This is a genomic window from Psychromonas sp. KJ10-10 (genome assembly GCF_047323245.1).
In the GTDB taxonomy this organism is placed as follows: domain Bacteria; phylum Pseudomonadota; class Gammaproteobacteria; order Enterobacterales; family Psychromonadaceae; genus Psychromonas.
In genome coordinates this window covers 3,110,696-3,122,731 of the sequence record NZ_CP178826.1, presented here as the reverse complement: position 1 = coordinate 3,122,731, position 12,036 = coordinate 3,110,696, and the positions used below count along the sequence as shown (strand labels likewise).

15 protein-coding genes, 2 pseudogenes and 1 other annotated feature are annotated in these 12,036 nt (G+C 37.6%); of the genes and pseudogenes, 8 read left to right on the top strand and 9 right to left on the bottom strand.

The features are described 5' to 3' along the window. Positions 1-18: 18 nt before the first annotated feature. From ACLKMH_RS17950 to ACLKMH_RS17915, 8 genes and pseudogenes are all read right to left on the bottom strand, one after another. Complete coding sequence (locus ACLKMH_RS17950) at positions 19-600, bottom strand: aminotransferase class I/II-fold pyridoxal phosphate-dependent enzyme (protein ID WP_413699348.1); 582 nt, start codon at positions 598-600, stop codon at positions 19-21. After that, the gene (locus ACLKMH_RS17945; RefSeq protein ID WP_413699347.1) at positions 587-958 is read right to left on the bottom strand and encodes an aminotransferase class I/II-fold pyridoxal phosphate-dependent enzyme; all 372 of its coding nucleotides are present in this window, start codon (positions 956-958) and stop codon (positions 587-589) included. The genes ACLKMH_RS17950 and ACLKMH_RS17945 overlap by 14 nt, the downstream gene beginning before the upstream one ends. A 71-nt stretch (positions 959-1,029) precedes the next feature. Continuing rightward, positions 1,030-2,329, bottom strand: a pseudogene (gene hisD / locus ACLKMH_RS17940) (histidinol dehydrogenase). Positions 2,330-2,376: 47 nt separating this feature from the next. After that, the gene (gene hisG, locus ACLKMH_RS17935) at positions 2,377-3,273 is read right to left on the bottom strand and encodes an ATP phosphoribosyltransferase (protein WP_413699346.1); all 897 of its coding nucleotides are present in this window, start codon (positions 3,271-3,273) and stop codon (positions 2,377-2,379) included. A gap of 24 nt (positions 3,274-3,297) precedes the next feature. Further along, positions 3,298-3,413: a sequence feature (His leader region), on the bottom strand. Positions 3,414-3,578: 165 nt separating this feature from the next. Then, positions 3,579-4,124 (bottom strand): hypothetical protein, encoded by a 546-nt coding sequence (locus ACLKMH_RS17930; RefSeq protein WP_413699345.1) that lies wholly within the window; start codon positions 4,122-4,124, stop codon positions 3,579-3,581. A gap of 45 nt (positions 4,125-4,169) precedes the next feature. After that, positions 4,170-4,607 carry a FlgT C-terminal domain-containing protein gene (locus tag ACLKMH_RS17925; protein ID WP_413699344.1) on the bottom strand — a complete coding sequence of 146 codons (438 nt, stop codon included), beginning with the start codon at positions 4,605-4,607 and terminating at the stop codon, positions 4,170-4,172. Then, complete coding sequence (locus ACLKMH_RS17920; RefSeq protein ID WP_413699343.1) at positions 4,594-5,367, bottom strand: flagellar assembly protein T N-terminal domain-containing protein; 774 nt, start codon at positions 5,365-5,367, stop codon at positions 4,594-4,596. Before ACLKMH_RS17920 ends, ACLKMH_RS17925 begins: the two co-directional genes overlap by 14 nt. A gap of 13 nt (positions 5,368-5,380) precedes the next feature. Beyond that, positions 5,381-6,136: a flagellar basal body L-ring protein FlgH gene (locus ACLKMH_RS17915; RefSeq protein ID WP_413699342.1), complete on the bottom strand. Its 756-nt coding sequence runs from the start codon at positions 6,134-6,136 to the stop codon at positions 5,381-5,383. Positions 6,137-6,438: 302 nt separating this feature from the next. On the opposite strand from ACLKMH_RS17915, the gene ACLKMH_RS17910 reads away from it, so the two are divergent. After that, positions 6,439-7,104, top strand: a complete 666-nt coding sequence (locus ACLKMH_RS17910) for a response regulator transcription factor (RefSeq protein ID WP_413699341.1) — start codon at positions 6,439-6,441, stop codon at positions 7,102-7,104. Positions 7,105-7,185: 81 nt separating this feature from the next. Here ACLKMH_RS17910 and ACLKMH_RS17905 read toward each other — a convergent pair. Further along, positions 7,186-7,269 (bottom strand): annotated as a pseudogene (locus ACLKMH_RS17905) (DUF2986 domain-containing protein); the annotation flags it as partial. Between the two features lie 286 nt (positions 7,270-7,555). Here ACLKMH_RS17905 and add point away from each other — a divergent pair. The 7 genes from add to ACLKMH_RS17870 all read left to right on the top strand — a co-directional run bounded on the left by add (position 7,556) and on the right by ACLKMH_RS17870 (position 12,020). Then, positions 7,556-8,560 carry an adenosine deaminase gene (gene add, locus ACLKMH_RS17900; protein ID WP_413699340.1) on the top strand — a complete coding sequence of 335 codons (1,005 nt, stop codon included), beginning with the start codon at positions 7,556-7,558 and terminating at the stop codon, positions 8,558-8,560. A gap of 63 nt (positions 8,561-8,623) precedes the next feature. Next, the gene (locus ACLKMH_RS17895; protein ID WP_413699339.1) at positions 8,624-8,860 is read left to right on the top strand and encodes a hypothetical protein; all 237 of its coding nucleotides are present in this window, start codon (positions 8,624-8,626) and stop codon (positions 8,858-8,860) included. 114 nt (positions 8,861-8,974) lie between these two features. After that, positions 8,975-9,571 carry an ATP-dependent DNA helicase gene (locus tag ACLKMH_RS17890; protein WP_413699338.1) on the top strand — a complete coding sequence of 199 codons (597 nt, stop codon included), beginning with the start codon at positions 8,975-8,977 and terminating at the stop codon, positions 9,569-9,571. After that, positions 9,556-10,890, top strand: a complete 1,335-nt coding sequence (locus ACLKMH_RS17885; RefSeq protein ID WP_413699337.1) for an ATP-dependent DNA helicase — start codon at positions 9,556-9,558, stop codon at positions 10,888-10,890. The genes ACLKMH_RS17890 and ACLKMH_RS17885 overlap by 16 nt, the downstream gene beginning before the upstream one ends. Before the next feature lie 56 nt (positions 10,891-10,946). Next, complete coding sequence (gene tsaB, locus ACLKMH_RS17880; RefSeq protein WP_413699336.1) at positions 10,947-11,318, top strand: tRNA (adenosine(37)-N6)-threonylcarbamoyltransferase complex dimerization subunit type 1 TsaB; 372 nt, start codon at positions 10,947-10,949, stop codon at positions 11,316-11,318. Then, the gene (locus ACLKMH_RS17875; RefSeq protein ID WP_413699335.1) at positions 11,299-11,667 is read left to right on the top strand and encodes a tRNA threonylcarbamoyladenosine biosynthesis protein TsaB; all 369 of its coding nucleotides are present in this window, start codon (positions 11,299-11,301) and stop codon (positions 11,665-11,667) included. The genes tsaB and ACLKMH_RS17875 overlap by 20 nt, the downstream gene beginning before the upstream one ends. A gap of 86 nt (positions 11,668-11,753) precedes the next feature. Further along, a complete protein-coding gene (locus tag ACLKMH_RS17870) occupies positions 11,754-12,020 on the top strand; it encodes a hypothetical protein (RefSeq protein ID WP_413699334.1) in 267 nt (88 codons plus the stop codon). Positions 12,021-12,036: the final 16 nt, after the last annotated feature.

Sequence of the window (12,036 nt, the reverse complement as noted above, 5' to 3'; positions counted from 1 at the left end):
GTGAATCAGCAAAACGAACTAATACAAAGTTTCCTGTTGCTGGAAATACTTCCTTAACGCAGGAAGCTTTTCTAAAGAACTGGCTAAGACCATGCGATTATTATTTAAAATAGCAACACGTTCACGCATGGTTTCTAAACCTTGAGCGGAAAGTGCTTGAGTGGCAATTTGTGCAACGGGTTCTGGCACTGGGTAAGGCGCGATAACTTTGCTCATCATTTCAATAACACTTTTCTGAGCAATGGTGAAACCACAGCGAATAGAGGCTAGGGCAAAGGCTTTTGATAGGGTGCGTGTTATTACCAAGTTTTCATGATCTTTAATTAAGTCTGCTTGGCTTAAAGCGGGGCAAAATTCAATATAAGCTTCATCTGCTACAATCAGTGCTTTACCTTTTGTTGCTTGTAATAATGTGACCAGTTTTTCCTTATCAAGCATATTACCTGTTGGGTTATTTGGAGCACATAAAAACACAATTTTAATTTGGCTATCAGGGGCATTAACAGCTAGTTCAACAGCAAGATAATCGACATCAAAGTTTTCATCTAAAGCGACTTGTTCCACTTTAACACCACAGGTTTCCGCACTAATAGCATACATACCGTAGGTTGGTGGGCGAGATCAAAATGCTATCACCAGGGCTATTGTCATTGGCGACTTCGCAAAATGTACGGATTAAGATTTCGATGGCTTCATCAGCACCACGGCTAGCGAGAACTTGGTCTGTTGAAATGGATGCGTTGTGTTGAGAAGCATAACTTGCATAAGCTTCGATTAAAGCTGGAGGTTGAAATTCTGGGTAACGATTTAGTTTACTAAAGTCTAATTGGAATTCGCCACAATCTGGTGCTTCATTGGCATTCAGCCAAATATGGCCTTTACCTCCGATACGACGAGCAGAAAGGTAAGGTGTCAATGCTTGCACTGTTTTGCGGGCAAGAGATTTAATTTCACTCATTTCGTTAAACATTCCCTATGTATATCATTGACTAATTGCTTACAGCTATTAGTCAATGATGTGTGATTTAACTAATTAACTTCATTATTTAATTTATCAATACGAATGGTTACAGCACGTTTATGTGCGGTTAATCCTTCTGCATCGGCAAGACAAGTTACTGCCGGAGCAAGTCGACGTAGACCATCGGCAGATAATTCCTGCACGGTATAACGTTTTACAAAGTCAGCTAACCCCAAACTTGAATAGGTACGAGTATAACCATAGGTCGGTAATACGTGATTTGTACCACTTGCATAATCTCCAACCGATTCAGGTGTCCATGCGCCTAAGAATATCGAGCCTGCATTTTTTAATTGAGATTGTAAACTACGTGGCGCTTCAGTTTGAACGATTAGATGTTCTGGCGCATAACGATTTGATATTTCAATCGCTTCGTTAATGTCTTTACATACAATGCTAACACTGTGTGCAATGGCTTTTTCAGCAATTTCTCTACGAGATAAAAGTGCTAGCTGTTTTTCAAGTTCGATAGCTGTCGCATCAGCAACTTTGGCACTTGGTGTAACAAGTATTGATTGTGAATCATGACCATGCTCAGCCTGAGATAATAAATCTGAAGCAATAAAGGCAGGGTCAGCATTTTCATCGGCAATCACTAATACCTCTGAAGGGCCTGCTGGCATATCGATAGCTGCGCCTGAAAAGTCATTACTGACTTGACGTTTTGCTTCGGTAACAAAAGAGTTACCAGGGCCAAAAATTTTGTCAACAGAGGCAATTGTTTCAGTACCATAAGCCAGAGTCGCAATCGCCTGTGCACCACCTACAGTATATATTTCATTAACACCACAAAGTGATGCGAGCATATAAAATTTCATCTGCAATTGGTGGAGGCGAACATAAAACAATACGTGAACAACCTGCAATCTGCGCAGGAGCACCGGTCATAATGACAGTCGAAGGAAGTGGCGCACTGCCTCCTGGAATATACAAACCAACAGATTCAATTGCTTGGGTGTGCATTTCACAGACAACCCCTGGCATAGTTTCAACACGAATAACATCTTGCACTTGCGCTTGATGAAATTTAACAACTTGTTCGTAGGCTGTTTTTATCGCATCTTTAATATCAGTGCCTAAGCGAGCTGTTGCTTGTTCAATATCCTGCGCTGTTTTGCTGATATTGTCGCCTTCGAGGCGGTCAAACCGTTGCGTGTATTCAATCAGTGCGCTATCACCATTTTGACGTATCGCACTAATAATATCGGCCACAGTATTACCAAGGCTGTTTGAATCAGCCATCGCTGGGCGAGCAAGTAGTTGTGTTTGCTCGTCAGCAGTTAGGCCTGTCCAATTAACGGTTTTCATGCCAGATGGGGTAGTAGTTGTTGTATTTGTTCCAGCAGGCATCGTTTCTACTCCATCATTTTTTCAATGGGTAATACTAAAATTGAGCTTGCGCCTAATTTTTTCAGTTGTTCCATGGTTTCCCAGAAAAGATTTTCTTTACTAACAACGTGCAGAGCAACATGGTCATCACTACCAGCAAGATCCATTACGGTTGGCTTATCAGAGCCTGGTAATAAATCAGAAATAGCCTGTAGATTTACTTTTGGTGCATTAAGCATTATATATTTAGATTCTTTCGCGGTTTGTACGCCATCAATACGTGTTAAAATACGATCCACAAGTGCTTGTTTGCTTTCGCTTAATGGTTCATCTCTTTGCATTAATACCGCTGTTGAACGGTAGATCACTTCTACTTCTTTAAGGCCATTTGCTTCTAATGTTGCACCTGTAGAAACAAGATCACAAATTGCATCTGCTAAACCGGCACGTGGTGCAACTTCAACAGAACCTGTAAGCATACAAGAGGTATAAGGTACGTTTGCTTCTTCCATAAAACGTTTAAGAATGTGGATATAAGTCGTAGCGATACGTAATCCAGAAAGCGATTCTACACCTTGGTAATCAAAATCATTTTCAACCGCTAGAGAAAAACGGCAACCGCCAAAATTAAGCTCTTTTACTACTTTATGCGCAGTTGGGTCACCCGCCACAGCACGCATCATTGTTTCTTCTTCTAATACGTTTTGGCCGATAAAACCAAGGTCTACAACGCCATCCATGATCAGGCCAGGAATATCGTCATCGCGCACACGTAAAATATCGATCGGCATATTCTCGCTATGGGCAATTAAACGTTGTGTATTTAAGTTAACTTTTATCCCACATGCTTTAAGTAATTTAACCGTAGAGTCACTTAAACGGCCTTTCTTTTGTATCGCGATTCTTAAACGTTGCTCTGGCATTATTATTTTTCCTTGCTTTAAAAACTAAAAAAACCTTCGGAGGGTAACTTCCGAAGGTTTATATATTTGTTAACCACTGGAAGCACATCAAATCTCTTCCAAGAATAAAAATCCTGAAAGATTAGGTAATATGATGATGTACTGCTTTCAGTATTATTGTTTTCATTTAGTAGTTTCTGTCTGTTTATTATTTAAGTGTTATAAGGGTATCAATCTCAGCATTAAAAGTGAACTGTTTTTTTAAATTAGTAAATGTTTATACGAATAATTAAGCACTTTTAGTGATTAAAGCAAAACAGTTTTAGTTATGACTTTTCCTCGTCCTCTTCATCATCTAACAATGTGCCCTCTAAAGTTGATAATAGAGAGCTTGCTAATGGTACTGCTTTATTATCTGTTACCAGTGGCACAACACCGTCAATTACTTTTTTAACCGTAGATACATTTTTAGCCGTGACGACTTCTCCATCTTCTGTTGCCGTAGTTGCTGATGTTGTCTTGCTATCAGTTGTTTCCGTAGTATCTGCAGTTACTTCGGTTGCACTATCTGCACCAGATAATGCGGATACAAAAGAAGTTGCTATGCCAACACTTAAGTCACTGAATACATCTTCAATCCCTTCTTGAATGGAAGAGCTATCCGTCGATAATAAACTGTTTATATCGAGTGCTTCTATGCCAAGATCAAGTGCTGCATTAACAGGCGTTGGTAAAACTAAGTCTTTGCTATCCATTGCAAAATCTAAGGCTTTGCTAAATGCTTCACCGCTTAATGTGGAACTGCTTGATGTACCCGTTGTTACTTTTGCAAGCTGTTGCTGTACTGTATTTAATGTATCGATTGTTGACATAATCATGTCTCCTTATTCAATCTTTTAGTCTTGTTGTAACAATGGTTAATAATCATCAGAGTCGATCAATACTGGTGTTAACATGTCTCTAATTTGAATATTATTCATATCAGTTGGGTTGCTTGTTTTTAAAATGGCGCGGTCAGATTGCAATGAAACAACTGTCAGTAATATATCGTCAGGTATAAAAATGGGGCCTGATATTGAACTATCTTGTTGTTCTACATATTGACTACGAATAAGCTGAAATTGGTCGCCTTTTTCTACCCCATTTCGGTGGCCTAGGTTCATGATCACCTTATCGCTGTATTGTGCCACTATGGTTGCCATAGTAGGTTGACAGTACAGGGCATCCTGCACATCTTTTACTGCTTGTTGGATATTTTCGTCAATAACTTTGCCATAGTCGGTCTGCCAGAAAACATTACTTTTCACATCAAACTTAAGTGTCATGACATAGGGCCATTCACTAGTTGCTTGCATAATTCTTTTGGAAAATAGTAACCTTATTAATACCGTCCACTAAGTAGATATTCATTTGAAAGTTACGTCGATGAATAGTTTCGTCAAATAAAAGGCCTTTTAGTCCTACAGAGGTTTCATAATAGTCAGACATATCTTCAATGGTGCCAAAAAGTAAATACTGAACATTGTGTTTACTGGCAATTTGACGTGCAACATCAAGTATTTGTAACTCAATATTATGACGATCATCTTGAGTAAAGGCGATTTGTTCGGTCATCACATAACGCGGGTCTAATTTGGTCGGTTTATTCTTGATTTGATAAAACAATCTTTGAGCAACGGCTTCATCACTATGATAAATGCCACCTAACTGCGCCTGTTGACGGGTTTGTAAATGAAAAGGCCCGACAAAAATAGTTTTTGCATATTTTTCATGAGGACAAGAAGCAAAGGGATATAAATCCACCTTGATAGAAACAATGATCACACCATTAATGATGCTTTCACTGACTAAGCGCATATCGTGTATCTCACCGTTAGTTTTAACGGTTAACTCATCGCTTTCTAATACACCAGATTTAACCACTTGAATACTTTCAACACTGGTTCCGGCTTGATGGACAATTGTCAGTAATGCATTTGAGATAGCTTGTTGACGTGATTTTTCAATATCATCCTGAATAATATGTGCACTACCTTCGCCTGAATACCATTTCGCTTGGACGTTAACTGATAATAATAATGCACTGATAATAAATAATTGTTGAAGGGTCTTCATTAATATTAAATCTCTATATTGGCCATAAGCTACTGCTAAATAATGATGATAACCAACCGCGTGTTTGAACGTCGGCTTGCTCGCCAGTCGCACTGAATTCAATTCTGCTATCAGCGACTTGAGAAGACATCACTGAATTGTCCTCGGTAATATCTAATGGTCTTATGATGCCCGTTACTCGAATATATTCTTTACCATTATTTATTACTAACCACTTTTCTCCGCGTACCACTAAATTGCCATTATTAAGCACATCAATCACGGATACAGTTATTTTTCCAGAGAGAGTATGTTTTTGTGTACTGCCAGATTCACCATCAAAATCTTGATCCTGTGCAACTCCGAGTTCAACCTCTTTGCCATTGACCGTCAGACTACCACCTGGAACGCTAATAGGATCTAGGTTGTAGTTACTTTCGTTGGAAAGGTTTGAAGTAGCAGATTTACTGGCGGTGGTTTCTTCTTCTAACAGCACATTAATGGTATCGCCGAGTGCAAATTTAGGTGCGTAGCTGTAAAGGTCCGTTGAAATATGAGAGTTAAAAAGAGAGCCTGTAATTTCTAAGGGAATAGGTGCTTTGCGTGGCTCTATAGGTGCATAATAGGGGTCACCTGGCGTCGGCGAACTATTATTGGTACTCTCAGTAACCTGCCGTTGAACTTTATCCTGCCTTTCTTGTACTGCTGTTGTTGCATCATCAATAGTATCTACAACAGTGGAGCAACCAGATAATAAACTAACTAAAATAACAAGGCTGATTTTATACATAAGTAATCGTCCATAAAATATGATATTTGATATGAAATAAACAAATTACATGTTAACGCTAGGCGGGTTAAAGCCAGGTTAAAGTTACACATAAAAACCCACTAAATTGATGGTTATTTAATCGATTTTTGCCTTTTTATCCGATTGTCTCAATTTCTCCTTATTTCTTGCACATTTGTTGCACATTGGCGAGTTAATCTTTAACTGTCTAATTTATAAGTATATTTGTAGAGTCGTTATTTATACTCTGTATAAATTAGTAAAGTAAATATTTTTTAACCAGTAGAGATAGATAAAGAATTATGCTGAACCTTCTTCTTGTAGAAGACAACATGGACCTTGCCAGTGGTATTGTTGACTACTTCTTACTTAATGATATGCAATGCGATCATGCATGCAATGGTATATCTGGTTTAAATCTAATTAATAAAAATAATTACCAGGTGATACTTCTGGATCTTAACTTGCCTCAAATGGATGGTCTGGAGCTATGTCAGAATATTCGTGAACAGGGTATTGATACACCTATTATCATGTTAACTGCACGAGATTCATTAGCGGATAAAATTAAAGGTTTTAATGCTGGTGCTGACGATTATTTGGTGAAACCCTTTGAAATGGATGAGTTAGTAGTGCGTGTGCAAGCGTTATCTCGACGCCGAAGTGGTCAAATGAAATCACTGGAAATTGGCCAAACTAAACTAAACTTTTTTGATAAAACAGTTTATTGTAATGATCAATTGTTGAAACTTTCTCCCACCGCATTCAATATATTAGACTTATTAATGCGTAACAGTCCTAATGCCGTAAGCCGTAATTTGTTATTACATCATGTTTGGGGAGATGCAACTCCGGACAGTAATTGTTTAAAAGTACATATTCATTATCTAAGAAAACGCCTTGATACTGTTAGTCAAAGCGAATTATTACAAACTGTTAAAGGCTATGGTTTTGCTTTTAAAGTTTAAAAAACATTAGGAAAGTTGAACATATAAAAGTTGAACATATAAATGACACTACATTCCTAATGTTTTTTGCTCAATTACTTTTTATTCCTCTTGTTGTTTAGTTTGCTCATTTTCCTGTGCTTGTGCCAATGCTAATTTCTCACGTTCAGCCTTAGAAACATACTTTTCTTTATTTTTAGGTGCTTTTTGGCATTCATTTTTTTATGCGAGAATTAAGTATTTTGTTTAATTTTTTCTTACGATTCATTATTTATTCCTAGCATTTAAAAAACGTCATTGTAATGAACTATTATTTAAATACAAGTACTCTCAATGAAACAACACATTTTGTAAATGAGTTAGTTTTTTATTAAAAAGAAAGCTATTTAACCTTTATTAGCGCTGATTTATTAAACAACACTGGTTTATAATTAGTAAATAATTATTTCTAAAATTTTTGAGAGACGACATCATGATCACAAGCAATTTGCCCCTTACAGATATTCATCGCCATCTCGATGGTAATATTCGTACGCAGACAATTTTAGAGTTAGGGCAAAAATTTGCTTTGCCTTTGCCTGCTGATTCTGTTGAATTACTTCGTCCTCATGTACAAGTTGTTGAAACAGAACCAAATCTAGTGGCATTTTTATCAAAGCTCGATTGGGGTGTTGCTGTCTTAGGTGACCTTGATGCCTGTCGTCGCGTTGCTTATGAAAATGTTGAAGACGCTAAAAATGCGCGTATTGATTATGCTGAATTACGTTTTTCACCTTATTATATGGCGATGAAACATAATTTACCTATTGCTGGTGTGGTAGAGGCTGTCATTGATGGGGTACAGGCTGGCTGTCGAGATTTCAATATTAAAGCGAATATGATTGGTATTTTGAGTCGCACTTTTGGTGAACAAGCATGTTTGCAGGAATTACAAGGTTTGTTGACACATAAAGAAAAATTAGTCGCAATTGATTTAGCGGGCGATGAACTGGGGCAACCAGGTAGTCTTTTTGTGGATCACTTTAAACTGGTACGAGATGCTGGATTACAAGTGACTGTTCATGCTGGGGAAGCCGCAGGAGCAAGCAGTATTTGGCAGGCAATAAATGAATTAGGCGCGACACGAATTGGCCATGGTGTAAATGCCATAGAAGATCAAAAGCTAATGGAGTATTTAGCGAAACACCAAATTGGCATTGAGTCATGTATTACATCAAATATTCAAACTAGCACCATTGCAGATATTAAAAATCATCCAATCAAAACGTTTTTAGAACAGGGTATTTGTGCGTCTTTAAATACTGATGATCCTGCTGTTGAAGGAATTGAATTACCCTTTGAATATGAAGTTGCGACTTATAATGTCGGATTAACACAGTCACAAATTCGTCAAGCGCAAATTAATGGTTTAGATCAAGCCTTTTTATCAGACAAAGAAAAGCACGTTTTACGAGCGATGGCACAACAGCGCGGTTAAAATTTAAGCATTTTCTCCTATTGCCGATATACTTAAATAAGAGAGCGGTAATAGGAGAAATTTATGAGTCAGCATTTAATAACGCAGTTTATTAATCGAACCTATGTTTTTAAGCCCTTCGATAGTGCAAGATTAACTAATGAGAAGCCTAAAAAATATCAAGCGTCTAACCGCAATAATAATAGTTCCCCCGAAGACGTCGCTGAAAGCATACATAACCTTCAAAAAATAAAAGTGCGTAATAAAGACAATGATAAGGATGATGGCGAATCTAAAACGCATATTGATATCACTGTTTAACTCGTGATCAGTAATACAGTTATCACTTCTATAATTAGGGCGGATTTAAAGCCTGTCAAAATAAACTTATTACAGTAGAATACGCCTTCTAAATTCGCCATAAGAGTTGTTACCTTGATTTCATCATTCTTCTCACCAACAGGTGCACTTAATCAAATTTTACCTCACTTTATAGCTCGTGATTCGCAGGTAGAAATGGCTGAGGCGGTAGCATCTGTTATTAAAAGCAAACAACCCTTAGTGGTAGAGGCGGAAACCGGAACGGGCAAAACCTTTGCTTATTTAGCGCCAGCACTGTTGAGTTTTGATAAAAGCATTGGTGCTAAAATAATTATTTCCACTGGTAGTAAAGCCCTTCAGGAACAACTTTATATTAAAGATCTGCCCTTAATGCTCAAGGCGACCAACTTCACTGGGACGGTAACCCTTTTAAAAGGGCGTAGCAATTACCTTTGTAATGAACGCTTAAATCGCTTTATGTTAGAAAGTAAACACAAAGAAAAAGCACTGCAAATCGAGCTCGTTAAAATAAAAAACTGGTCACTTTCTACTAAAACAGGTGATATTGCTGAAATCGATGATTTACCTGAAGATGCTTTTATTATTCCCGCAATTACTAGCACTAATGATAATTGTATCGGCAGGGAATGCCCTAGTTTTGATGATTGCTTTATTGTTAAAGCAAGAAAAAAGCCATGGAATCAGATGTAGTGGTGATAAATCATCATTTGTTTTTTGCGGATTTAGCGGTTAAAGAAACCGGGTTTGGCGAACTTATTCCAGAAGCTAGCAGTTATATTTTTGACGAAGCACATCAACTTCCTGATATTGCCAGCCTGTACTTCGGGGAGTCACTCTCTAGTCGACAATTATTAGAGCTGGCAAAGGAAATCGACTTCGTTTATCGCACTGAATTACGTGAAGCGAAACAAATATCTAAAGCGACTGAGCAATTACGTACGGCAACCCTGGATTTTCGTTTAGCTTTTGCCATAGATAAAGGTACTGGTAGTTGGCGAGATAAATCTCGAGAACGCATTATGCGACTTCATGCACAACGTTTAGTGCAGGTAATGGAGTTTTTGAGTGAAGTATTAATTGAGCGCTTAGGTAAAAGTGAGGTACTCGATCATTGTTATGAAAAACTTAGTCAATTTACGTTATTATTTAAAAAATTAAATGATGTTAATGAAAGCGGTTTTAGTTATTGGTTTGATTGCACTCGACAACATTTCTCTCTGAATATCACTCCTTTAAGTGTGGCTGAACGTTTTCAGTTAGAGTGTAAAAAGAAAGTCGCTACTTGGGTGTTTACCTCTGCGACGCTATCGGTTAAAGGTAAATTTGATCATTTTACGGAATTGCTTGGTTTACAGAATAGTCAATGCTTACAGCTAAGTAGTCCCTTTGATTATGCGAATCAAACCTTATTTGTTGTGCCTCGACTATTACCTGAGCCTGAACCACCAGGGTTAGCAACTAAATTAGTTGAACAGTTAGCCCCCGTTATTCGAGCCAGTAAAGGGCGATGTTTCTTTTTATGTACTAGCCATGCCATGATGAATCAATTGGCAACTGGATTTAGACAAACGCTAACTATGCCGGTGTTATTGCAGGGTGAAAAGAGTAAACAAGCATTACTTGATGAGTTTATTGAACACGGTAATGCATTGCTTGTTGCAACCGGTAGTTTTTGGGAAGGCGTTGATGTCCGAGGGCAAGTATTATCCTGTGTCATCATCGATAAAATACCCTTTAGCTCTCCTGAGGAACCTTTGTTAAAGGCACGTATTGAAGATGCACAATTAAAAGGCAAAGATCCTTTTTTTGATGTGCAACTGCCACAGGCTGTTATTACCTTTAAACAGGGAATTGGGCGCTTAATTCGTGCTGAAGAGGATAAAGGGGTGGTGATTGTTTGCGATAACCGTTTGGTGACTCGTAAATATGGTAATCTTTTCTTGAATAGTTTACCGTGCATGCCTCGCACTCGTTCATTATTAAATGCCATCGATTTTCTAAAAACATAGATTAATAAACATAGATTAATAAACATAGATTAATAAAAAAGATAATAGGTTATAAAATGCTTCAAAAATTAAATATTCTTTGTGTTGATACTTCAACGGAAGCTTGCTCTGTAGCAATATTAAAACAGAGTGATGAACAGACAACTATTTTTGATAAATACATGTTTGCTCCACGTGAACACACAGTAAAAATTTTACCTACGGTAGAATCGGTGCTTGCCGAGGCAAAACTTGCTATCAATGATATTGATGTGGTTGCTTATGGACGTGGTCCAGGCAGTTTTACTGGCGTAAGAATTGGCATTAGCATTGCACAGGGTTTAGCATTTGGTATTGAAAAACCAATGGTGGGAGTTTCAACATTACAGGCGATGGCGCAACAAGCCTATAAAACGTCAAATGTATCAAATGTTTATCGCTGCTATTGATGCGCGTATGGGAGAAGTCTATTTTGCTCACTACCAATTAATTGGCGATTTAATGACAGTAGTGGATGAAGAAGTTGTCATTAAACCAGCAGATCTTTTAGCACTTGAGTTAACTGTGTTAGAAAATGCCGCATTAGTTGGGAGTGGTTGGCAAGCTTATCCTGAGCTATTAGAATATTTTAAAATAAATACATTATTTGATATTGAGTTTCCATCATCGAAATACATGCTGGATCAAGTTTGTTTTGATACTGCACTGGGTGCGACAGTTCAACCAGAATTAGCAACGCCAGTTTATTTAAGAGATAAAGTCACTTGGAAAAATTACCAGGTCGCTAAAATATATTAGCTTTGTGCGATTATTGTGCGATACTTAAAGATAACTATTTAAAATGAAATCAATAAAATTTTTAAAAAGAACAAAGTAGGATATAAATGACAATCGTTAATAATACAACATTTACGACATCACCCATTAATGTTAACAAGGGAACCAGCACTAAAAATGCGAGCTCTGCTAACGTTAGTGAAGTGACGCCTGTTGTTAAAAAAACTAAGTCAGAACAATTTTCTATGGTGTTATCTGAAAAGCAAAAAGATTCACTTCATCAAAGTTTAGGTTACGATAATCCGAGTCCTAAGCAACTAGGTGCTGTAAATGCATATGTGCAAGTTGCGGACAGGAAAAACGTGACTCAATAATGGAAAGCATGAGTTT

Coding starts and splice junctions, on each gene's coding strand:
- ACLKMH_RS17950 (WP_413699348.1), bottom strand. CDS start 600: ATGTATGCTATTAGTGCGGAAACCTGTGGTGTTAAAGTGGAACAAGTC.
- ACLKMH_RS17945 (WP_413699347.1), bottom strand. CDS start 958: ATGAGTGAAATTAAATCTCTTGCCCGCAAAACAGTGCAAGCATTGACA.
- hisG (WP_413699346.1), bottom strand. CDS start 3,273: ATGCCAGAGCAACGTTTAAGAATCGCGATACAAAAGAAAGGCCGTTTA.
- ACLKMH_RS17930 (WP_413699345.1), bottom strand. CDS start 4,124: ATGTCAACAATCGATACATTAAATACAGTACAGCAACAGCTTGCAAAA.
- ACLKMH_RS17925 (WP_413699344.1), bottom strand. CDS start 4,607: ATGCAAGCAACTAGTGAATGGCCCTATGTCATGACACTTAAGTTTGAT.
- ACLKMH_RS17920 (WP_413699343.1), bottom strand. CDS start 5,367: ATGAAGACCCTTCAACAATTATTTATTATCAGTGCATTATTATTATCA.
- ACLKMH_RS17915 (WP_413699342.1), bottom strand. CDS start 6,136: ATGTATAAAATCAGCCTTGTTATTTTAGTTAGTTTATTATCTGGTTGC.
- ACLKMH_RS17910 (WP_413699341.1), top strand. CDS start 6,439: ATGCTGAACCTTCTTCTTGTAGAAGACAACATGGACCTTGCCAGTGGT.
- add (WP_413699340.1), top strand. CDS start 7,556: ATGATCACAAGCAATTTGCCCCTTACAGATATTCATCGCCATCTCGAT.
- ACLKMH_RS17895 (WP_413699339.1), top strand. CDS start 8,624: ATGAGTCAGCATTTAATAACGCAGTTTATTAATCGAACCTATGTTTTT.
- ACLKMH_RS17885 (WP_413699337.1), top strand. CDS start 9,556: ATGGAATCAGATGTAGTGGTGATAAATCATCATTTGTTTTTTGCGGAT.
- tsaB (WP_413699336.1), top strand. CDS start 10,947: ATGCTTCAAAAATTAAATATTCTTTGTGTTGATACTTCAACGGAAGCT.
- ACLKMH_RS17875 (WP_413699335.1), top strand. CDS start 11,299: ATGTTTATCGCTGCTATTGATGCGCGTATGGGAGAAGTCTATTTTGCT.
- ACLKMH_RS17870 (WP_413699334.1), top strand. CDS start 11,754: ATGACAATCGTTAATAATACAACATTTACGACATCACCCATTAATGTT.